This is a genomic window from Photorhabdus temperata (genome assembly GCF_025384845.1).
In the GTDB taxonomy this organism is placed as follows: Bacteria; Pseudomonadota; Gammaproteobacteria; order Enterobacterales; family Enterobacteriaceae; genus Photorhabdus; species Photorhabdus temperata.
On record NZ_JAJAFX010000004.1, the window covers coordinates 64,644 to 86,562 of the forward strand.

The 21,919-nt window shown below is 42.5% G+C and carries 20 protein-coding genes and 4 pseudogenes; 12 read left to right on the plus strand and 12 right to left on the minus strand.

Features of this window, described 5'->3' with window-relative positions:
• Positions 1 to 353: 353 nt before the first annotated feature.
• Positions 354 to 2,192 (plus strand): ribosome-dependent GTPase TypA, encoded by a 1,839-nt coding sequence (typA, locus tag LGZ99_RS02455; RefSeq protein ID WP_262978824.1) that lies wholly within the window; start codon positions 354 to 356, stop codon positions 2,190 to 2,192.
• Positions 2,193 to 2,276: 84 nt separating this feature from the next.
• Here typA and LGZ99_RS02460 read toward each other — a convergent pair whose 3' ends face one another.
• From LGZ99_RS02460 to LGZ99_RS02470, 3 genes are all read right to left on the minus strand, one after another.
• The gene (locus LGZ99_RS02460) at positions 2,277 to 2,846 is read right to left on the minus strand and encodes a disulfide bond formation protein B (RefSeq protein ID WP_021326211.1); all 570 of its coding nucleotides are present in this window, start codon (positions 2,844 to 2,846) and stop codon (positions 2,277 to 2,279) included.
• Positions 2,847 to 2,860: 14 nt separating this feature from the next.
• Positions 2,861 to 3,019 carry a DUF5993 family protein gene (locus LGZ99_RS02465; protein ID WP_021326212.1) on the minus strand — a complete coding sequence of 53 codons (159 nt, stop codon included), beginning with the start codon at positions 3,017 to 3,019 and terminating at the stop codon, positions 2,861 to 2,863.
• A gap of 576 nt (positions 3,020 to 3,595) precedes the next feature.
• Positions 3,596 to 5,050 (minus strand): carbon starvation CstA family protein, encoded by a 1,455-nt coding sequence (locus tag LGZ99_RS02470; RefSeq protein ID WP_262978825.1) that lies wholly within the window; start codon positions 5,048 to 5,050, stop codon positions 3,596 to 3,598.
• 155 nt (positions 5,051 to 5,205) lie between these two features.
• Between LGZ99_RS02470 and yihX the strand changes: the two genes are divergently transcribed.
• The 5 genes from yihX to LGZ99_RS02495 all read left to right on the plus strand — a co-directional run bounded on the left by yihX (position 5,206) and on the right by LGZ99_RS02495 (position 7,957).
• On the plus strand, positions 5,206 to 5,811 hold the full coding sequence (gene yihX / locus LGZ99_RS02475) for a glucose-1-phosphatase (protein ID WP_262978826.1): 606 nt from the start codon (positions 5,206 to 5,208) through the stop codon (positions 5,809 to 5,811).
• A gap of 60 nt (positions 5,812 to 5,871) precedes the next feature.
• Entirely contained in the window at positions 5,872 to 6,309 is a 438-nt protein-coding gene (gene dtd / locus LGZ99_RS02480) for a D-aminoacyl-tRNA deacylase (protein WP_021326214.1), read from the plus strand.
• A gap of 72 nt (positions 6,310 to 6,381) precedes the next feature.
• The gene (fabY, locus tag LGZ99_RS02485; protein WP_021326215.1) at positions 6,382 to 7,299 is read left to right on the plus strand and encodes a fatty acid biosynthesis protein FabY; all 918 of its coding nucleotides are present in this window, start codon (positions 6,382 to 6,384) and stop codon (positions 7,297 to 7,299) included.
• Positions 7,300 to 7,443: 144 nt separating this feature from the next.
• On the plus strand, positions 7,444 to 7,680 hold the full coding sequence (locus LGZ99_RS02490; protein ID WP_021326216.1) for a type II toxin-antitoxin system RelB/DinJ family antitoxin: 237 nt from the start codon (positions 7,444 to 7,446) through the stop codon (positions 7,678 to 7,680).
• Complete coding sequence (locus LGZ99_RS02495) at positions 7,664 to 7,957, plus strand: type II toxin-antitoxin system YafQ family toxin (protein WP_081858275.1); 294 nt, start codon at positions 7,664 to 7,666, stop codon at positions 7,955 to 7,957. Before LGZ99_RS02490 ends, LGZ99_RS02495 begins: the two co-directional genes overlap by 17 nt.
• Positions 7,958 to 8,004: 47 nt before the next feature.
• Here the strand turns inward: LGZ99_RS02495 and LGZ99_RS02500 are convergent, their stop codons facing one another.
• Positions 8,005 to 9,711, minus strand: a complete 1,707-nt coding sequence (locus tag LGZ99_RS02500) for a translocation/assembly module TamB domain-containing protein (RefSeq protein WP_036837587.1) — start codon at positions 9,709 to 9,711, stop codon at positions 8,005 to 8,007.
• Positions 9,712 to 10,265: 554 nt separating this feature from the next.
• Between LGZ99_RS02500 and LGZ99_RS02505 the strand changes: the two genes are divergently transcribed.
• A complete protein-coding gene (locus LGZ99_RS02505; protein WP_081858276.1) occupies positions 10,266 to 11,819 on the plus strand; it encodes a 4-hydroxyphenylacetate 3-hydroxylase family protein in 1,554 nt (517 codons plus the stop codon).
• 86 nt (positions 11,820 to 11,905) lie between these two features.
• Here the strand turns inward: LGZ99_RS02505 and LGZ99_RS02510 are convergent.
• A pseudogene (locus LGZ99_RS02510) lies at positions 11,906 to 12,884 on the minus strand (uracil-xanthine permease family protein).
• 151 nt (positions 12,885 to 13,035) lie between these two features.
• On the opposite strand from LGZ99_RS02510, the gene gltS reads away from it, so the two are divergent.
• On the plus strand, positions 13,036 to 14,244 hold the full coding sequence (gene gltS, locus LGZ99_RS02515; RefSeq protein ID WP_021326220.1) for a sodium/glutamate symporter: 1,209 nt from the start codon (positions 13,036 to 13,038) through the stop codon (positions 14,242 to 14,244).
• A gap of 170 nt (positions 14,245 to 14,414) precedes the next feature.
• Here the strand turns inward: gltS and LGZ99_RS02520 are convergent, their stop codons facing one another.
• The 3 genes and pseudogenes from LGZ99_RS02520 to LGZ99_RS02530 form a co-directional block, all read right to left on the minus strand.
• Positions 14,415 to 14,732 (minus strand): HigA family addiction module antitoxin, encoded by a 318-nt coding sequence (locus tag LGZ99_RS02520; RefSeq protein WP_021326382.1) that lies wholly within the window; start codon positions 14,730 to 14,732, stop codon positions 14,415 to 14,417.
• 11 nt (positions 14,733 to 14,743) lie between these two features.
• Positions 14,744 to 15,034 carry a type II toxin-antitoxin system RelE/ParE family toxin gene (locus LGZ99_RS02525; RefSeq protein WP_036837591.1) on the minus strand — a complete coding sequence of 97 codons (291 nt, stop codon included), beginning with the start codon at positions 15,032 to 15,034 and terminating at the stop codon, positions 14,744 to 14,746.
• A gap of 180 nt (positions 15,035 to 15,214) precedes the next feature.
• Positions 15,215 to 15,357 (minus strand): annotated as a pseudogene (locus LGZ99_RS02530) (transposase); the annotation flags it as partial.
• 104 nt (positions 15,358 to 15,461) lie between these two features.
• On the opposite strand from LGZ99_RS02530, the gene LGZ99_RS02535 reads away from it, so the two are divergent.
• The 3 genes and pseudogenes from LGZ99_RS02535 to LGZ99_RS02545 form a co-directional block, all read left to right on the plus strand.
• Positions 15,462 to 16,235: a Fic family protein gene (locus LGZ99_RS02535; protein WP_036837594.1), complete on the plus strand. Its 774-nt coding sequence runs from the start codon at positions 15,462 to 15,464 to the stop codon at positions 16,233 to 16,235.
• A gap of 295 nt (positions 16,236 to 16,530) precedes the next feature.
• A pseudogene (locus LGZ99_RS02540) lies at positions 16,531 to 16,677 on the plus strand (type II toxin-antitoxin system RelE family toxin); the annotation flags it as partial.
• A gap of 44 nt (positions 16,678 to 16,721) precedes the next feature.
• Positions 16,722 to 17,016: pseudogene (locus LGZ99_RS02545) on the plus strand (transposase); the annotation flags it as partial.
• Between the two features lie 8 nt (positions 17,017 to 17,024).
• Here the strand turns inward: LGZ99_RS02545 and LGZ99_RS02550 are convergent.
• Entirely contained in the window at positions 17,025 to 17,348 is a 324-nt protein-coding gene (locus tag LGZ99_RS02550) for a CcdB family protein (protein WP_072008831.1), read from the minus strand.
• Positions 17,345 to 17,611 carry a type II toxin-antitoxin system CcdA family antitoxin gene (locus LGZ99_RS02555; RefSeq protein ID WP_051769240.1) on the minus strand — a complete coding sequence of 89 codons (267 nt, stop codon included), beginning with the start codon at positions 17,609 to 17,611 and terminating at the stop codon, positions 17,345 to 17,347. The genes LGZ99_RS02550 and LGZ99_RS02555 overlap by 4 nt, the downstream gene beginning before the upstream one ends.
• Positions 17,612 to 18,296: 685 nt before the next feature.
• Between LGZ99_RS02555 and LGZ99_RS02560 the strand changes: the two genes are divergently transcribed.
• Positions 18,297 to 19,997 (plus strand): RCC1 domain-containing protein, encoded by a 1,701-nt coding sequence (locus tag LGZ99_RS02560; protein WP_072008832.1) that lies wholly within the window; start codon positions 18,297 to 18,299, stop codon positions 19,995 to 19,997.
• A gap of 667 nt (positions 19,998 to 20,664) precedes the next feature.
• Here LGZ99_RS02560 and LGZ99_RS02565 read toward each other — a convergent pair.
• Complete coding sequence (locus LGZ99_RS02565; RefSeq protein WP_036837599.1) at positions 20,665 to 20,925, minus strand: hypothetical protein; 261 nt, start codon at positions 20,923 to 20,925, stop codon at positions 20,665 to 20,667.
• A 97-nt stretch (positions 20,926 to 21,022) separates the two neighbouring features.
• A complete protein-coding gene (locus LGZ99_RS02570; RefSeq protein ID WP_023044544.1) occupies positions 21,023 to 21,301 on the minus strand; it encodes a hypothetical protein in 279 nt (92 codons plus the stop codon).
• Positions 21,302 to 21,919: the final 618 nt, after the last annotated feature.

A 21,919-nucleotide genomic window follows, 5' to 3' on the forward strand; every position in this document is an offset into this window, starting at 1 on the left:
ATTGTTTTACCTTAACAAGGCTATTTATGCGTTTGCAAACTTGTCGTTGTAAAAAACAATCTTATTAGATGAGAAAAACAATTGCGAAAAGCGTGCCAACTTTCTGACACCTTGCAATATACTGTGTTATGGGTATCACCATGATGGGATGCCTTAATATTCAGGAAAATTGCACTGTATTGGTGCGATTATGTTACTATCCTGCACCCTGTCGGTGCATTTTTATCAATAGTGCATCTTTTATAGGCGTGAAAGGGATCACAGTTCCATTGGTATCAAGTTGTTAAGAACAGATTCTTGTGATCCTGTTTAGTCCCTCGACCAATGTGTGTACAATAGCGCGCTATTTCTAAATGCCTGAGGCAAAGTTTGTGATCGAAAAATTGCGTAATATCGCCATCATCGCGCATGTTGACCATGGTAAAACGACCTTGGTTGACAAGCTGCTGCAACAATCCGGTACTTTCGGTGACCGTGTGACAGCGACAGAACGTGTGATGGACTCCAATGATTTGGAGAAAGAGCGTGGAATTACTATCCTCGCAAAAAATACCGCCATTAAATGGAATGACTACCGTATTAATATCGTAGACACTCCGGGACATGCTGATTTCGGTGGTGAAGTAGAACGTGTTATGTCTATGGTTGACAGCGTACTGTTGCTGGTCGATGCTATGGATGGGCCTATGCCTCAGACCCGTTTTGTAACGCAGAAAGCGTTCGCTCATGGTTTAAAACCTATTGTTGTTATCAACAAAGTTGACCGTCCTGGCGCACGTCCTGATTGGGTTGTCGATCAGGTGTTTGACCTGTTTGTAAATCTGGGCGCGACTGACGAGCAACTGGACTTCCCAATTATCTATGCATCTGCACTGATGGGAATTGCCGGTACCGAGCATACTGATATGGCCGAAGATATGACGCCGTTATATCAGGCGATTGTCGATCATGTAGAGCCACCGAAAGTTGACCTTAATGGTTCATTCCAGATGCAGATTTCTCAGCTGGACTACAACAACTATGTTGGTGTTATCGGTATTGGTCGTATTAAGCGTGGTACGGTTAAACCAAACCAGAACGTGACGATTGTTGATAGCGAAGGTAAAACCCGGAACGGCAAAATTGGTAAAGTTCTGGGCCATTTGGGCCTGGAGCGTATTGAGAGTGAGCAAGCGGAAGCGGGTGATATCGTTGCGATTACCGGTTTGGGCGAGCTGAATATCTCCGATACCCTGTGTGACACCAGCGTTGTTGAAGCCCTGCCGCCACTGGCTGTTGATGAGCCGACGGTAAGCATGTTCTTCTGTGTTAACACCTCTCCTTTCTGTGGTCGTGAAGGTAAATATGTCACTTCACGTCAGATCCTTGAGCGCCTGAAGAAAGAGCTGGTTCACAACGTCGCACTGCGTGTCGAAGAAACCGAAGATCCAGATGCGTTCCGTGTTTCTGGCCGTGGTGAACTGCACTTATCTGTTCTGATTGAGAACATGCGCCGTGAAGGTTTTGAACTGGCGGTATCCCGTCCGAAAGTTATCTTCCGTGAGATCGATGGCCGCAAACAAGAGCCATTCGAGCAGGTGACTCTGGATATTGAAGAGCAGCATCAGGGTAATGTGATGCAGGCGCTGGGCGAGCGTAAAGCTGATCTGCGTGATATGTTGCCAGATGGTAAAGGCCGTGTGCGCCTTGATTACATCATTCCAAGCCGTGGTTTGATTGGTTTCCGGACTGAGTTCCTGACCATGACTTCGGGTACTGGCCTGTTGTATGCAACATTCAGCCACTATGATGATATTCGTGCGGGTGAAATCGGTCGCCGTCAGAACGGTGTCATGATTTCCAATGGTCAGGGTAAAGCGGTTGCTTATGCGCTTTACAGCTTGCAGGATCGTGGTAAGTTGTTCCTCGGTCATGGTGCGGAAGTGTATGAAGGCCAGGTGATCGGCATTCACTCCCGTTCCAATGACCTGACAGTTAACTGCCTGACAGGTAAGAAACTGACAAACGTCCGTGCGTCTGGTACTGACGAAGCGACAACCTTGTCTCCACATATTAAGAAAACCTTGGAACAGGCTCTGGAGTTTATTGATGATGACGAGCTGGTAGAAGTGACTCCTGTGTCGATTCGCCTGCGTAAACGCCATCTGACAGAAAACGACCGTCGTCGTGCGTATCGCAGTAAAGAGGCGTAATCTTTCCTGCCATGTAAATGCTTAGGGCGCCAATGGCGCCCTGAGTTTTTTGGGATTTATTTATTCAGTTAAATATATCTGAGATTATTTACCCAGCAATTGATAATACGTTGGGTTGTCATCACATTGCCCGCCGCCACACTCCAAAATAGTAGAGATCAAATTTGCTGTAATCAATACGACAAATATTCCAATAATAATCTGACCGAAAACAGACTTACTTTCCTTTTCTTCGGTCGTTTTTTCCAGACTTTTCAATATCAGCATGACTGATATGGCGATAATAGCGATAACTGAGGAGATGAGAGCCCAAGTATAAAAATGTATACCAAAAAGTGCAGAGCCATAACCGATATCGCCGGGTGTTATGTGTAAAAACACTTGTCGGATTGCAATAATTCCGGTCACGATACTGCCGATAAGCGCGATGCCATAGTGCGCGCTTTTTATACCAAAACGGAGATTAAACAGGAAACCAAATCCTATCATGATCATGCCTGTCCGCTGTAGCAGACATAATGGGCAAGGGAGTTCGGAAAGGACCAGTTGATAATAGAAAGCAACGGTAAGTGCAGCACTGATACCAAGTAATCCAATGATGTTGAATATTATGCCGTAGCTGATCGTCTGTTTTGTTGTTAATACCTGATTCATCAAATTGTCTCCCGTTAAAAAGACAGATTCAGCGAATCAGTCGCATGATGAATAAACCAGGCTATGGTAGTCACCAAGAGGAGACCCCATAGAGCATAGCTAGTTTTATTCTTTCCAACCAGGGTGGTTATGACCGCAAATAATGCGATCAAAAACGGTAAAAACATGTACATGGTTCACTCTCCTATAATGTTAAAAATATTCAAAACCTTCCCCTGAATAGATAGTCTTCTTCAAGAGAGGAATTCATAATACCAAGCTTGATATTGCTTGCTTCGATATAAGCGATCAATCATCTAAAGACCGGTTGACCATAAAAAAACACTTTGGTGCCGTTAATGAGGTCAACTCTCTGCTGGTCTATTCGTACCGTGCTGCAAATAATAATTGTAGTCAATTTTTATTGTATTTGCCATCACCTGGAATAATGAGTGTAATGCCATTTGAAAGCGCTGTTTATGCTTTAATTAGCTGTTTTTTATTTAATAGTTAAGCAGGCAATGATTATGGGAGGTGAATTGCATCCCTGCTTTAAGGTTTTCTCATTTATTATCATTACTGATGGTGTTGTCTTTAAAACGTTTCGCGTTCTGGCTGGTGTTGGGATGCCCTTTCAGATAAGAAGTCATTGGTTGGGTGTTCATCACTTATAAAGAAGTTTTCCCAGTTGTTTACGACAGGGGAAATGAAAACCCCTCGATGTTTTACCGTGAGGGGCTGTTATTAATATTTAATGTTTTCTTTAGTTTTTACTCATTTAATGCTTCGGCTTCTATATTATCAGAGGCTGATTGAGAGCGGACTTTCGCAAAGAAGACAATCGTTACAATCACCATTGCCGCCAGGCCGATAATGACAGAGATATTCCAATCCAGAGCAAAACCTTCTGGAGCGAATGCCAGATAGGTGAAGCATACTGCGGTCATAAACATGGCCGGCAAGGTGGTGATCCAGTGGAATTTATCGCGGCGCAGCAGCCAGGCTGATGCAGCCCACAACATAACCATTGCCGTAGTTTGGTTCGCCCAACCGAAGTAGCGCCAGATGATATTAAAATCGGTTTTGGTAATCAGATAACCGACAATAAACATGGGCACACTTAATAACAGGCGCTTGGTCATTTCTTGCTGAGGAATATTCAGGAATTCAGCAATAATAAGGCGGGCAGACCGGAATGCTGTATCGCCGGAAGTAATTGGCAGAATCACCACACCAAGGATAGCCAGAATACCGCCGACAGTGCCCAGCAGCGAAGTAGAAACTTCATGAACCACCAGAGATGCAGTCCCCTGATCAATCACCGCCTGTAGTGCGTTAGTGTCTTCATAGAAGCTCAGACCCAGCGTACACCAGATAAGTGCGATAATACCTTCACCGATCATTGCACCGTAGAATACAAAACGGCCATTTTTCTCATTCTGCATACAACGCGCCATCAGCGGGGACTGAGTAGCGTGGAAACCGGAAATAGCGCCACAGGCAATCGTGACAAACAACAACGGCCAAACAGGCAGGTCTTTCGGGTTAAAGTTAGTGGTGAAATCCAATCCTTGTGAGTAGAAAGGCTTATCACTCATAGCCAAACCAACCATTAGCGCGACAGACATAAACAGCAATAACGCACCAAATAGCGGGTAGAGGCGACCGATGATTTTATCAATAGGGACCAGTGTTGCGAGAATATAGTAAGCAAAAATAACGCCAACCCAGATAGCAATGTTATCCCAGCCGATAGCTTCTTTCAGTAAGTTGTTCAGTAAGCCTGCCGGACTCAGAACAAATACTACACCAACCAGCATCAGCAGAATGACAGCAAAGATATTCATGAAATGCTTCATGGTCTTGCCCAATTCATTACCGACAATGACGGGTACTGATGCTCCCCGTGCACGAACACTGAGCATACCAGAGAAATAATCGTGTACTGCACCGGCAAAGATACAGCCGAATACGATCCACAGCATGGCAAGTGGGCCATAGAGGGCGCCAAGAATCGGGCCGAAAATAGGGCCGACACCGGCAATATTAAGTAACTGAATTAGACAAACTTTTGGTGTGGACATAGCGACATAGTCGACACCATCTGCCATAGAAAGCGCGGGGGTTTTTCTTTCTGGTTGAATGGTGAATATCTTTTCGACAATCTTGCCGTATATGAAATATCCTGCCAGAAGAAGCCCAATACAAAGGAGGAACCACAACATAAAATAACACCTTACTCTACTTTTTTTATCTGGAGGCTACTTTATCGTTTCATAAGAAAAATACCGTGAAGTAATTCGCTTTTTGCTTTTCCGTACTGTTTTCTAATTAGAAATACGATTAAAGTAAAAAATCATTAATTAACCAGGAGGTGGTCATGCTATATATCTTCGATATGGGTAATGTGATTATTGATATTGATTTTAAAAGAGTTTTAGCTGTCTGGAGTAATTTGAGCGGCACACCTCTTGCGACGTTGACGAAAAGTTTCTCTATGGGAGAAACGTTTGAAAAACATGAGCGTGGTCAAATTACTGATCTGGAGTTCGCTGATACTTTATGTCAGGAAATGAATATTTCACTCAGTTTTGAGCAGTTTGCTGCCGGATGGCATGCTATTTTTATTGATATTCGGCCTGAAGTCATTCAGGTAATGAATAAATTACGTGAAGCAGGGCATCGGGTTGTAGTGTTATCCAACACAAACCGTCTGCACCTGGATTACTGGCCGCATCATTACCCAGAAATTGCGGCATCGGCTGATTACCTCTATCTGTCCCAGGATTTGGCAATGCGTAAACCTGAACCTGATATTTTCAAATATGTTCTTGAGGCAGAAGGTTTCTCACCGGAGCAGGCGGTATTTTTTGATGATGTGCTGGAAAATGTGGCGGTGGCCGGTACATTAGGAATAGAGAGTGTTCATGTCATTGACCGGCAGACAGTACCGGATTATTTCAAAGCAATCGGTTTTTCTGAATAGATTGAGTAGTTGAACTGATAATGAGAGATAGTGTGCTGATGCTAATATTTAAGGAAAAGTATGATTGCGTTAATCCAGCGGGTAACACAGGCAAGTGTTGTTGTTGAGGACGAAACTGTTGGGGCAATTGGTCACGGTTTGCTGGTATTGCTGGGCGTTGAAAAAGAAGATGATCAACAGAAAGCAAAACGGTTATGTGAGAAAGTGATAGGGTATCGGGTATTCAGTGATGAGCAGGACAAAATGAATCTGAATGTCCAACAGGTTGGCGGCAGTTTGCTGGTTGTCTCCCAGTTTACCCTGGCTGCTGATACTCAAAAGGGAATGCGCCCCAGTTTTTCTGGTGGCGCAAGCCCGGATAAGGCTGATGAATTATATCGCTATTTTGTTGAACGATGCCGTCAAAGTGGTATAAAAACAGAAATCGGGCGGTTTGCTGCCGATATGAAAGTCAGTCTGACAAACGATGGACCCGTTACTTTCTGGTTGCAGGTATAGCCACGAAAAGCAGCCAGTAAAGCGCAATTACCCCCGATTACACATCATGATCAAAAGAAAGGGGCAGTTTCTATGTATCATCTGCGAGTACCTGAAACAGAACAAGAACTGGAAGCATATTATCAATTTCGTTGGGAAATGTTGCGTAAGCCATTGCATCTGCCTGTAGGCTCTGAGAAAGATGGTTATGACACCATGGCTCATCACCAGATGGTTGTGGATGAGAAAGGTAACCCGGTGGCGGTAGGGCGTTTATATATCAACGCGGATAGCGAAGGTGCGATCCGTTTTCTGGCAGTACATCCTCATGTGCAAGGCAAAGGGCTAGGAAAACTGATCGCAATGGCCCTGGAATCCGTTGCCCGCCAGGAAGGGGTGAAACGGGTAGTATGCAGCGCTCGTGAACATGCGGTAGATTTTTTCAGTAAACTGGGGTTCGAAAATCGCGGGCCAATTACCAGCCCGCAAACGACACCGGTTCGCCATTTTCTGATGATCAAACCTGTTGCGACACTTGATGATATTCTTCACCGGCCAGATTGGTGCAATGAACTGCAAAAAGCTTGGTACAAACATATTCCCCTCAGTGAGAAAATGGGGGTGCGGATTTCTCAATATACCGGCCAGAGTTTTATTACCACGATGCCGGAAGCAGGGAATCAAAATCCTCACCAAACTCTCTTTGCGGGTAGTCTGTTCTCACTGGCAACACTGACTGGCTGGGGGTTGATTTGGTTGTTGTTACAAGAACGCCAATTGGGGGGCGATATTATTCTGGCTGATGCTGATATCCGTTACAAAAAGCCTGTTATTGGCAGGCCAAAATCTGTTGCGGATCTCAAAAATATGAGTGGCGATTTGGCTCGTCTTGCTCAGGGCAGTAAAGCGAGAGTGAAGTTGGAAGTGACGGTTAGTGGCGAGCATGGGGTAGGTGCTGTGTTTACCGGCACTTATATGGTGCTGCCAAACGCTTACACGGCGATAGCTTAGGTTTTACAGTGGCATCAAATATGCCACTGGTGGTATTTAGTGCTATAGAATATAGACTTTGTGTGTTTATTAATCTGACAATCTTGATTTGTGTCCACAATAGTCCCACGATAAGGGAGCAAACAGTCAGAACAGGGGGATACTATGAATACGGTCATATTAAAAGTTCGTGTTCCTGAAGAATTAAAAAATGCGGTAGTGAGAGCTGCTCAGGATAACAGTTTGGATATGTCTAGTTTTGTCCGCCTGGTATTAACCAGAGCGACAAAGGAACGCCACATTCCTAATGCCACAACGCAGGCGGCGATCCGTGAGCTAGAAAGTGGTGGTGGTACAAGTGTAGATACCGTAGATGAATTTTGGGATGAAATTTTTAAATAAAATATGCTCAAAATTCGATATTCATCTGCATTTAAAGAAGGATTTAAAACCTTTTCAGCATGATAAATCAGCTCTTTCTGTTATTAATATCGTATTAAAACTACTTGTCACGGGAAAACCGCTTCCCCATGAATACAAAGAGCACTCATTGAAGGGGGATTATATTGGGTATCTGGAATGTCATGGAAAGCCGGATCTCCTATTAATTTATAAGAGAACTGAACAAGAGGTTTTCTTATATCGGGTTGGAAGTCATGCAAAACTCTTTAAGCTGTGATCTCATCCCCAATAGCCCAATTTTTGGGCTATTGGGTGTTTACACGGCTATAGCTTAATAACTGAACAGGTTTCACAGTTTACTGTAGATATCTGCCCTTTATTGATGGTTTGAGTTTCTTTGCCTGATTGTTTATCGGTAGCATCAAATATGCCACTGATGGAACTTTTCACGTCGTCAGCAGAAAGATCTCCTTGTATCCGCAAAGTGAAATTACCTTTACCCTGTAATTTCAACGGAACCCAGCCCCATTGATGCAAAATAGCTAAATCCGCATCCATTCCCTGAAAATCTAAAGTAAATGGCTTCTGTGTTTGTTGGTCTACTGTGCCTTTAATTTTCAGTAACCCATCATCAACAGAGGCATCTAATTGGTCGAGGATGAGTTTATTTCCCTCTGTGTGTAATTTAAGGTAGGGGCGGTTTAATTCAACTTTGTTGAATGTTGCGCTGGTGGCATTCAGGTTCGAAGATCCGCTCCAAATTCCCCATCTTCCCTCTTGCAGTAATTCCACATTATAGACATAACCATTAAGAGCGGTAAGCTGGAATGGAAAATCGGGATTAATGTCAATCAATAGGCTGTTATTGATCGTCAGCCCGTTAATGGAAAAGCCGGATATCCATTCAGGCAATGATTGTTTCAGTAACTGATGCCAGTTTTGCGGCAAGGTATAAGTTAAACCCGCAACTGTTGCATTTGCGATTTTAAACTGCTTTGTTTGGTGGTTCCATTGAGCTTTGATGTGGAATAATCCCTTTTCCCAGCGGGCAGTAAGATTGGAAATATTAAGCTCATTTCCGGCAAGAATAAGGTGACCAATAGCGTCGGTGACATGAAGATCATTCAGCGTAGTATCCATGACGTTGAAATCAATAATTCCTTCTTTCCCTTGCCAGTTCCCGTTAGCCAAGCCGATATTCTTTACTGTGGCATCCAGATAGTTAGCAGACCAGCTTTTACCTTCCAGCTTGGCATTAGTGAGGCTCAGATCTTTAATGTTCACTACGGGGAGTTTACTGGCTTTCAGCCATAATTCTTCAAGCGTCATTGAAGTCTGCCAGCGAATATCACTGATAAGTAAGTTATCCCACTGCCAGCTCCCATCGGGTAGACGTTGCCCATTACCGGATACCGAACCGTGTGCCAATGTTGCACCAAATGAATTGATAATCAGTGTATTCTGTTGGCTATTCCCTTGCATAATCACCTTTTCAAGAGAAATATCATTTAGGTTCAGCTTATCGGCACTGAACTGAAATTTCCCACTCCCTGCCAATCCATCTGATTGAGGGTTCCAGGGAGTGATGCCGCCGGTAATATTTTGCCCTTGGATCTGCCAGTCTGCATTTTCTGACTGAATAGACATTTGATTGAGTTGCAGGATATTGGCGCTAAAAGGTAAGGATTTTTGCTGACCTTTTATTGCTAATTGGCCCTGTTGCAATAACAGACGGTGGAAATGACGCGGGGAAGTAAGTTGCTGCCAACTGAAATCGAATGCCGCAACCTGAGCTTCTAAGGTGAAAGAGTGTTGTTTATTGCTAAGGGCGATATGGGTGAATGTCAGGGTGCCGGGTTGTGACCAGTGATGTTCGATATTGCCAATCTGAACCTGATAATCACTGTTATTACTGAGCCATTGACTCAATTGGTGAGCGCCCCAGCTTGTCTGAATAACGACATAAAGAGTGACTACCGTCAGTATTAGCAGTAATGACAGAGTAACCAGCAATTTTCCTAACCATCTCATCATCAGACTCCAGTTTAATCAGCTTATAGCTTCCTTTTATGCCGTAATTTTTGTGTTCACTCAAGAGATGGTGAATAAAAGTTATGAGCAAGGAGAAATTATTATTTGTAACGCTTGCATAATTGAACGATAAAACAAGAATACCAATAAATAACTATATTAGTTGTTAATTATAATAATTTCATGGGGTGGAGTAAGAAAAAAATAAGGAATTATTAGTTGTTGTTTTATTGTATTAAAATAATTTCCAGATATTAATTTTTACTTCATTATATTTTTGTATATAATAAGTTGTTCTTTATTAAGGTATTGTGGTGCTTGTCTGAATTTGTAAATAATTGTATTGGGTAATTATTAAGTCTATATTTTACCATATGAAAATATAGCCAATGACATTCGAATGAATTAATGTGTTAATAGATGGTTATAAGTGGGATAATGATTTTTTTCGTAATTCCTTCTATTACTTTCTCAGTTTGACTGATGATTGAAATAAGGCTTCATTGTTTACTTTCACTCATCTTCCAGCAAATAAATAACGTAAGGAATCTACTATGTCAGAAAGCATGAAACAAGAATCGTCGAATGAAAGTAGTATCCGCATAACCCGCCCACTTAATGGAAAGGAGTTTCTGGATGGTCTGAATGATGGGCGGGAAATCTGGGCTTATGGTGAACGTATCAACGATATTGCCAATCACCCTGCTTTTCAAAATCCAGCCCGCGCGGTGGCGAAACTTTATGATGCTTTGCATGATCCTGCTCATCGTGACGTACTGACTACCCCGACTGATACAGGCAGTAGTGGTGTGACACATCCCTTTTTCCGTGTACCGCGCTCACAGCAGGATTTAATTGCTGATCGTGATGCTATCGCCGCGTGGGCTCGCATGAGTTACGGTTGGTTGGGTCGAAGCCCTGACTATAAGGCTTCGTTTCTGACCACCATGGGTGCAACCCCAGAAGCTTATGGTGAATTTGCCGGTAATGCGAAAACCTGGTATGCCCGCTCACAAGAAAATGTGTTCTATTGGAATCACGCGATTGTTAACCCGCCAATGGATCGCCATTTACCCGCTGATGAAATTAGTGATGTTTGCATTCACGTTGAAAAAGAGTGTGATGATGGATTAATTGTCAGCGGCGCTAAAGTCGTTGCCACGGGGTCGGCGATTAATCACTATAACTTTATTGGCCATTATGGTTTACCGATAAAGAAACGGGAATTTGCGTTAGTTTTTACAACGCCGATGAATGCTCCGGGGCTGAAATTAGTCTGCCGTCCTTCTTATTCACTGATGGCTAATAAAATGGGCAGTCCTTTTGATTACCCACTCTCTTCCCGCTTTGATGAAAACGATACCATTATTATTCTGGATAAAGTGAAAGTCCCTTGGGAAAACATATTTATCTATGGTGATGTAGATAAAGTCTCATCATTTTTTTCCGACTCCGGCTTTTTTACTCGCGCTATGCTGCATGGTGTAACCCGGTTGGCTGTTAAATTTGATTTTCTGTGTGGATTAATTATTAAAGGCGTTGAAACTACGGGTACGCAGGGTTTTCGTGGTGTGCAAACACGTGTTGGCGAGGTACTGGCATGGCGCAATCTGTTTTGGGCTATCAGCGATGCGATGGTTAAATCCCCGCAGCCATGGACTGGAGATGCCGTATTGCCTAATGATGACTATGGGATGGCCTATCGTTGGTTTATGACGATAGGTTATCCACGGGTAAAAGAAATTATCGAGCAGGATTTAGGGAGTGCTTTGATTTACGTTAACTCTCATGCCAGCGATTTTGCTAACCCGGAACTTTCTCCTTATCTCAATAAATATATGCGTGGCTCAAACGGTTACAGTGCCATTGAGCGTACGAAATTAATGAAACTGATTTGGGATTCGATCGGTACTGAATTTGCCAGCAGGCATGAATTATATGAACGCAATTACGCTGGCAACCATGAAACGACAAGAGTCGATCTGCTATTGTCTGCCCAAAAGTCAGGTTTAGCGGATCAATTTAAGGGATTTGCCGAGCAGTGTATGAGTGAATACGATCTTGATGGCTGGATCGGTGATGATTTTGTTTGGCCTTCCAGCTGCTAGGAGATAAATCATCATCACGCATGTTAAGTTATTGATATATATGCGTGATGATTGATTATTTGTAGCCGGATACCCGATTTTTGAGATTATTTTTCTTGTGGAAACAACAGATTAAGAATGATAGCTGTCAAACCACCAGCGGCAATACCGGAAGAGAGTAACGTTTTCAACCAGTCAGGAGCAAACTGTAAAATTAGCGGCTGTTGAGAAACCCCCATACCAACCGCTAAAGACAGCGCGATAATCATAATCGCCCGGCGGTTAAGCGCCTCTCTGGAAACGATACGGACACCAGACGCGGCAATTGTACCGAACATCACGATAGTAGCCCCGCCCAATACCGGTTCAGGGATCTGTTGTACAAATCCTGCCACCGCAGGAAACAGACCTAACAGAATCAGCATCAGCGCCACAGCATAACCTACATGACGGCTGGCAACGCCGGTTAGCTGGATAACCCCATTATTCTGTCCAAAACAGGAGTTGGGGAAGGTATTTAATACGGCAGAAAGCATAGAATTCAGGCCATTAGCTAAAACACCACCTTTGATACGCTTCATATAGACAGGACCACTGACCGGTTGTTCAGAAACATCGGAAGTCGCGGTAATATCCCCGATGGTTTCCAGTGAAGTGACCATAAAAATCAGCATTAACGGAATAAGTAGATTCCAGTCAAAGGAAAGACCGTAATAAAGTGGCGTGGGAATCGTCAACAGTGAATGGTTTTCCTGTGCCGCTGTTTGTGGCAACATCCCCATAAACCAGGCGACAACATAACCTACCGCCATTGCAATCACCAGAGAAGCGACACGCAGATAAGGATTACTCTGGCGGTTCAGCAAAACAATCACCGCCAATACGACACCTGCCAGAAACAGATTTTTTGGGGAGCCAAAAGTGTGATTATCGATTAATTCTCTGAGTATCGTGAGTGGGCAACCCCAGCGCCTGACAGATTAAAATTGCTGGTGTGATAACTGCGACAAACATTGCTAGTAAATGCTGGCAGGCGGCAAACAGAGTATGTGGCAAGGGAGGGCAATCGTCTAAGCGGTAAATCAATTCACTCTGGTCACATTTTTATATGTTTTAACTTGTGTTTGTTGCAGATTTTTTTTCTAATCCAGCGTTGCCTGCTTTTGGCGTTTTCTAAAGGATGAGTATAACGTCGTAATAACTTACATAATTTTAACAATATAGTTGGGGTACATAGATGTATCATCTTGATGTTTATGGCACGCTTGTTGCGTCCGCATTAGTACTATTAATTGGGCGTAAACTTGTACAATCAGTTCCATTTCTTGAAAAATACACCATTCCGGAACCTGTCGCGGGTGGCCTGTTAGTTGCTTTGATGCTTTTAGTCGTTAAGCAAATGACTGGCTGGGAAATCAGCTTTGATTTGTCTCTTAAAGACCCTTTGATGTTAACTTTCTTTGCCACGATCGGCCTGAATGCGAATCTTTCCAGTTTGCGAGCGGGTGGTAAGGTACTTTTCACTTTTGTCTTCGTTGTTGTTGGCTTGTTGTTGGTGCAGAACACAGTGGGTATCGCGCTGGCTGAATTGCTGGGCCTGGACCCACTAATGGGCTTACTGGCGGGATCTGTTACCTTATCTGGTGGTCATGGTACGGGGGCTGCTTGGGGTAAACTGTTTAGTGAGCGTTATGGTTTTGAAAATGCGACAGAAGTGGCAATGGCCTGTGCGACTTTCGGTTTAGTACTGGGTGGTTTGATTGGTGGCCCGGTTGCCCGTTTTTTGGTGAAAAATACAAAAACCCCAGGGTTGAAGGCAGATGATACCGAAGTGCCAACGGCGTTTGAAAAACCTTATACCGGCCGGATGATTACACCGCTGGTCATGTTGGAAACTATCGCGTTGATCGCTATCTGTCTGATGGCAGGTAATTTTATTTCTGAGCTTATGCAAGGTACATGGTTTGAATTACCGACATTCGTCTGTGTGTTGTTTATTGGGGTTATCCTCAGTAACAGCTTGTCGGCGTTAGGTTTCTACCGGGTATTTGATCGGGCGGTTTCTGTCTTGGGTAACGTGAGTCTTTCGTTGTTTCTGGCAATGGCGTTGATGAGCCTGAAATTGTGGCAGATGGCATCTCTGGCATTGCCAATGCTGACAATTCTTGCGATACAGGCAGTCGTCATGGCGTTGTATGCAATTTTTGTCACCTATCGTGTGATGGGGAAAAACTACGATGCTGCGGTTTTGGCTGCGGGTCATTGTGGTTTTGGTTTGGGGGCGACACCGACTGCTATTGCGAACATGCAGGCGATTACCGACCGTTTCGGTCCATCTCATGTGGCGTTTCTGGTGGTGCCGATGGTAGGCGCGTTCTTTATCGATATCGTTAACGCGATTGTGATTAAACTCTATCTGCTGTTGCCAGTATTCCCGGCGGTGTAGGGAAAATTAGAGAGATACTGTGCCAGCTATTCAGCTGGTGCAGTATTGTGATTGTGTCGCTTCTGTTTCCGGAAGAGGAATCGCCACCAAGCCGTGGGCAATTCTCGCTACATTGGCAGGTAGGATTGCTACACCAAGGTTAGCGGAAACAAAGCAAATCATATTTGCAACTAGGCAGCCACCAAGGGCCGCGCGTGTTGCAGTTTGTCAGCCAAAACCTCATTATGCTGAGCCAGCCACATGTCATTGATGAACTGGAGGTTAAGCCAAAACTCCGGTGTGGTTCCCAAAACCTTTGCCAGTAAAAAGGCAGTTTCCGCAGTCACTCCACGCCGACCACCGCACAGTTCATTGACGGTCTTCCGGCCTACGCCCATAGCTTTTGCCAGTTCGCCTTGGGTGATACCCAAGGGTTCTAGAAATTCTTCTTTGAGCATAGCGCCTACACTGGTAGGTTGATGAGCGGGAATTTTTAGTGCTTCAATCATAGTTTCACCTCTTACCTGTATGTATGGGAGTCCAGATAGATCCCGTTAGCCTCGCCTGCATCCCATTGGAATATCAGGCGATATTGCTTGTTAACGCGGATCGAACACCAGTCCTTTAGATTGCCCTCCAGATGTTCAAATCTGTTACCTGGTGGCACTCTTAAATCCTTCTCGCCTTTAGCGACATGGATAATATCGAGTTTACGCTTTAAAGCACTTTCAATTGTGCTGGGTATGTTGGGTGACTTTTCACCGCGAAAGTAATAATCATCCAACCACTGATCCCTGAACGTCTTAATCATGGTTAATGGTATCCTGTATCGATACATGTTACAATTGGTTTTGAGTCTTCGTTTTTGCCTGCGCTCAATGTGTGTTTTATTTTTCCGCTAAGTTATGTTTGTGAAACAATGAATAATTGACAGTATATGGAACACCATTTACATGGTAAATAGTCAGACCGCTGACAAACCTTGTTAAAAATAACGGTGTCCGCGTACTGCTTCGCATCTGCAAAACTGCGCTCTATCGTCTCCTTTCGTCGTTTGTAAATCTTTTTCCCCCATGAGGTTAATCGGTTTTCTCTGGCTTGCTCTTTACTGGCCTCCAAGACATGGTGGGTTATCATTAAGCGAGAGTGTTTCTGGCGGGAAAGTTTGGGGAGGTGGTCTTTTACTGTGTTTTACTTATAATTTAGCGCATTCGAAATAGTAAAAAGGATTAGCAACAATGAAGCTTTTCAACGCCTTGGGATTTCACTGGGATCGGTCTGCTATTCCTCTTTTTGTCCCGATTTACTCCATTGAACGGGTATGTTTCCGTTTTCACCGGATGTTGCCAGAATTTGTTTGGGATGCCAGCGTGCTTGAAGGTAATCCTTTTACTTTCCCAGAAGTGAAGACATTATTGGACGGTGTAACCGTCGGTGGTAGGCAAGTTTCTGATCAGGAACAAGTACTGAATCTCGCAGAAAGTTCCAAGCGACTGTTATTTATGGTGAAAAAAGGTCAATTTGAGTTGACCAAAGCTACATTTACTGAACTTCACAGCATAGTTGCCCGCAACGAAGCCTTGGAATGGGGACGGTTCCGTGGAGAAGGGCAAGAGGAGAATTACACTCCAGATGTCAGCTTGGGCGAGTATGGTCGGCATACTCCGTTACCTACTGTACCCGGCGCGCCAGAATTGAACCGCATTTTTCAAGCCGGTATGGCTGCATTGGATGAGTGTCAGCCTTTCGAAAAGGGGGCCGCATTCTTCCTTTTCGGCGCGCTACAGCAATTCTTCTTTGACGGTAATAAACGTACTTCGCGTTTCATGATGAACGGTATTTTGATGTCAAATGGCATAGATGCTATCAGCGTGCCTGCGGCGAAAATACATGAGTTCAACGAAAAGATGGTGCGCTTCTACTTGAGCAAAGATGCTTCTGAGATGATGGCGTTCCTTGTGGATTGTCACCCGGAAGCAGAGCAAATTCGTGCGCTGAATACACGAAATTAGCGATCACTGCGCCTAACCTGTTGGATTCGTCCCGATATGTTTTCAATCATGCATTGCCATAATGTGTATTCGGTAACTAGCGTTCAATTCATGTTCTTTCCCCAAGCTTGACGATAAAAAAGTTATTTTGTTTTTATCGTCAACGCTTAGTTTTTTGCTCTAAAAAAGGTCTCTGGTATGAGCCCATGGCGGGATTCCACTTTGTTTACCCTGCCATGTGGTAATTCATTTACCAGCGATTCTATACTCCACTTATAGCAAAAAATTTTTATTGCAATACTAATTTACATGGTGATCTGGCTGCTTTAAAATTAAGCTCCGCTCTTCAGGCTTTCGTCTAGTTTACCAAGTGATAGAAGAAGAGATCGTAATATAGGTGATCGCTGTTGGTAAACGGGAAGATGCGAAAACTTATGAGATAGCTTGTAAACGAATTGTATAATAAATATACCACAATGAAATCGTCCCGACGCTGGGTGATCCGACTTTACCGCAGATGGCATCATGGCAGTCTATCGCTGTCGCTGGCAGGTCGAACTGCTTGTTCAAGGAATTAAAATCCCACACCAACTGGACAGGTTTTGCGACCGGTCAAAAAGCGATAGCGGAAGGACTCATCTGGGCAAGTCTGCTGGCGTTGATAGTCCGGCGCAGTCTGGCGAGACGGTTTTTGCCTTCAGTCTCCTTTCTCAAGGCAGCCAAAAATGTTGATGTCTGGTTGTTGCCGATATTGGGCGCGATTATTCATCATGCCGGGTCGGAAATTGATCTAAAGTTTAAATCAACCAATTAAATCCCTGAAACGATAGTATCTAAAGCTGCCATGATATCGGAGTGAATACCCGGCATAACACAGACAATATTCGCAGCTTTTAACTTGCTCTTTGCTACCGTTGTCACTGACTTTGTAATAATGACATATTGATCACCTTTAATCTTAATCACTGGCGTTAACGTTTTGACGCGTGAATTTTTATCTGACAGCAGAGCAATCGGCATTATTACCCGTGAATCATAATCGTCTAATAGGTCACTCTGAATGTCGATAATGAAAGGGTATTGCTCCCTCGATTTAGGGGATTTGTTGCGGTAAACGGCGTACTGAGCTATCAAATAACCCCGTATTCATCATCATCGGTAAATAGCCCTGCACTACGCTCAAATTCATTGAAAGCGTGGATACCGGCTTTGTTTTCAGCTTTCCATTGCTCTCTTCTTTTCTCACGAACAACATCGGACAATATTTTATCTAGTGTTGCTGATAAGTTGATCCCTAAATCACGGGCTTCATCTACCACCTCAGCGGTCAAATACACATTTGTACTACGTTTACCGGATTGTTTTCGTTCTACGGTTGAAACGCATTGTCTTTTCATCAGACACCTCATTTATGCGCATAAAACATGCACATAAGTTATAGCAGATAGTGAGCATCATCAAGGGGTTCTAAGCTGAAAGCGCATAGTGAATATGATTAGTTAATCTATTAAGTATTATTTTGTTATTGCGGGCTATTAACCAATGGCTGAGAAAAATATAATAATTCAACCTATGGAGTATTCACTTTAAATTTTATCACTCCCGCTTTCTACGAAATAGTTTTTAATGTAAATCCTAAAGAAACAAAGCAACTCACTTTCTTATAAATAGAAAATATATTGCGATCCTATTGGTGATTTTTATTCTTTTCCTTACAGATAATACTTAGTAGATTAAGTTACATGTTTGCGTATTAATAAGAGTAGCCATAAAGGTGTATATCCCCGCTAAATTCTGTCGCTCAAGCCTCATAGTTTTAATTTTCACTCTTTATCGATAAAAATAATCTGAAACCAACTACCAAAAAATCAATTTGGTATTAACCTAAAGTTATCAGCCAATAACTTATTTCTATTATCTTATTTATAAAAGAACGGCTAGTATTAAATTGCAGTAGAAATTCAGCTTAACCCACAAGGGATAGATTTTATGGCATTAGACTCCCGTGTGGGTAAAAGGTAAATCCGATATAACCATCATTAGGAGAATAATATGAATTAAAATAACGATTCCTCACCAAACATGGATACCGAAGGTAATCCTATCAAGCAATATTGGCAACCGGACAGGAGTAGTCTCGCTGATAATAGTGCTTCTATCGCTTCTACCAAAGGGGCAACCGCCATGTTATTGCCAAATGGCAGAGTGATCGCCTGGGGAAATGACCCTAGTAGTCAAATCCCGCCCGATATTGCCCAATTGCAAGATATCGTTAGCCTGAGTGCAACAGATGACGCTTTCGCGGCTCTGCGGAAAAACCGTAGCGTGGTCGCTTGGGGAAATGAAAACGAAGGTAATGGTGGTCAAATACCTGATGAAATTGCTCAATTGACGGATATTATCAGTTTAAAGGCAACAAGTTCTGCCTTCGTTGCCCTACGGACAAACGGTAGCATAGTTGCTTGGGGAGATGAATTTTATGGCGGTAAAATACCTGAGGAAATTGCCCAATTGCAGGATATTACCAGCCTGAGTTCAACAATAAACGCATTTACTGCCCTACGGGAAAATCGCAGCGTGGTCTCTTGGGGAATTAAAAATTGGGGCGGTCAAGTTCCGCCAGAAATAGCTAAATTGCAGGATATTGTCAGTATCAGTGCAATAGTTTCTGCTTTCGCAGCCCTACGATCGGACCGCAGTGTTGTCGCTTGGGGGTTCAAGAACTCAGGTACTCAAATCCCACCAGAAATTGCTCAATTGCGGGATATTGTCAGTCTAAGTGCAACAAATTTTGCTTTTGCCGCCCTACGGGCAAATCACAGTGTTGTTGCTTGGGGCGACCAATCTTCGGGTGGCAATATTCCACCGGAAATTGCCCAATTACAGGATATCGTCAGTCTGAGTTCAAGTTCAGAAATTCTTGCTTTCGCAGCCCTACGGGCAAACCGTAGTGTAGTCGCTTGGGGACATCCAGATTGGGGCGGCAAAATCCCATACGATATTGCCCGATTACAGGATATTGTCAGTCTGAGTTCAATATGTTCTATCACAGGTGCTACTTTTGCAGCCCTTCGGGCGAACGGTAGCGTGGTCACTTGGGGAGAACAGAAATATAGCGACCAAGTTCCGCCCGACATTGCCCGATTACAGGATATTATCAGTCTGAACTCAGTAGGTAATACTTTCATCGCCCGGCGAGCAAACTTCCGCTTGGTCACATGGGGTCGCTATCCTATGCCCCCTGAAATTGCAAGATGGCAGGATATTGTCAGCCTGAGTTCAACAGGTAATGCTTTCGCGGCCTTGCGGGCGAACGGTAGCATGGTTGCTTGGGGAGATGAACGTTATGGCGGCCAGGTTCCGCCAGAAATTGCCGCATTAAAGGATATCGTCAGCCTACATTCAGCAATAGGCTCATATAGTAATATAGGAAGCTCATTCACAGCCCTACGAGCAGACCGCAGTGTGATCTCCTGGGGTAATGTCAGTGTTCCACCCGAAATCGCCAAATTAAAGGATATTGTCAGCCTGAGTGCAGCAAATGATGCTTTCGCAGCCCTACGGGCGAACGGTAGCGTAGTTACCTGGGGATACCAATTGAACGATTATGGAAAAAGAATCGCTGGCTCTGACGTCCAGGTCCCCCCCGGAATAGCCCGATTACAAGATATCGTCAGCCTAAGCGCATCAGGAAATTCATTCGCAGTCTTACGGAGGAATGGCCAGATAGTGGCTTGGGATATTAATAACGATAATATAGTACACAGTGAATATGATGATTAGCCCATTGTTATTATAAATTACTAAAAAACACTAAAACCAAGGCTGAGCTATAATATCTCGGTTCGGCCTATCGTTTATTCCATTTGGAATATTAGCTCTCCCGTCTTGTTATTACCAAAATCACTTTTCAAATAAAAATTAAAAGATAATAACTTTATGAAATAATTTGGAATGTAAATCCTAAAGAAACCAAAATAACCCACTTTTTTATAAAAAGAAAAAATATTAATCCACCCCTGGTGATTTTTATTCTTTGCTTTACAGATAATCATTACAAGATTATGTTATATATTTAAGTTACATATTTGCGTATTAATAAGGATAGCCATAAAGATATATATCCCCGCTAAATTCTGTCGCTCAAGTCTCATAATTTTAATTTTTACTCTTTATCGATAAAAATAATCTGAGAATAACTACCGAAAAATCAATTTAGCATTAACCTATAGTTATCAGCCAATAAAATTTTTCTATTATATTATTAATCAAATGTTGGGACTAAACACCTAGTCTGGAAATATCTTTATCAGTGAAGCAGAAAAACAAGCATTAGGGGCGGAAGTAGCAAACCGTTTAATATAAATAGTTCAGGAATGGAGATTCCATTCCTGATTATGGTGATTTAATTGGGTCTAACACTCAATTAAATCGGATGACAAGTTCTCATTTATTTCTCTTGATGAGATATATTGGTGCCGCTATCTTGTACATAATCATCAAAAACAATAATAAAACTGTTATGAGAAACAGAATATGATTTTTCAATACCTTTCTGTATTACTGACAATGTAAGACCATGCGTATCGGATAGATCCCACACCTTTACATCTTCACAATCAAGATCTAAATATTCCTCTCTACCTTCCTCTCCACATTTATTAACCGAAACTTTAACCGGTTCAGTTGAGAGATTTTTAACATAAATCATAAATCCTCCACTATATCAACAATATAAATTTGTATTTAATTCAATGGCATAATAACGGAAATTAAATTAATAAAACTAGTGCAAAAATAAAATTTTTTTAGGCAGATGGTATCGAATATAAAGAATCTATCCGGTTACCGTTATTTACAACCGAGCTATCATAAATAATTATGTAGCCATTTAATCTTATTGAATATAACAATGTAACACTATCTTTGCGTGCTACTGACATTAAAAAACCGCGCTGATCTGATCTATCCCATTGAACCACCTCTCCTTTATTAATTTCAATATATTCGTCATTACCTTCGTCACTACTCCATTTACTAATTGCAACTTTAACCACAGTCTCTGAAAGACTTTTGACATAAATCATATTAAACTCTCCATTATATCAACGTAGATTTATTTAGCTCTAATTTAAAAACACCCTAATATGTACCATAATGAAATATAAGTATAGATAAAAAAACCAACAAAACTACTATTATTTGCGTGACCTCCATCAAGGTTTTATACTTCGAAAAGAAAATATTTAAAATTACATTCATTGGGTTAATAGAAACATTTACTATTTAAACTTAGTAATTCAATATTACATTGATGAAAATTTCCTATCATAGATTTACATCTATTCCCGTTTTAACCTTTGAGCATAACGTTGTGCTAATACCGCACACACTATCAACTGAATTTGATGAAAAATGGCGGAGCCGCCTGTTACCCCAGTTAGCTGGTAAAAGACTTCGGATAGTGACACGTCGCATCAATTAATCCGAGGTATTAGATTTGATTTTTTAAGAAAATAATAAAAAACCATTTATATTTTATGGGGATATATTTTAACGCTGGTGCTAATTTAGGAATAATTGTAGTTGTATTTTTCATTTCTTTGGCAATAATACATTTTCAATTAAACGGAATAATTAAAAGAAAGCTCTATAGCAGAATCTTAATTATTGAATAAAACCAGATATCCCTATTTTTGGCAGCG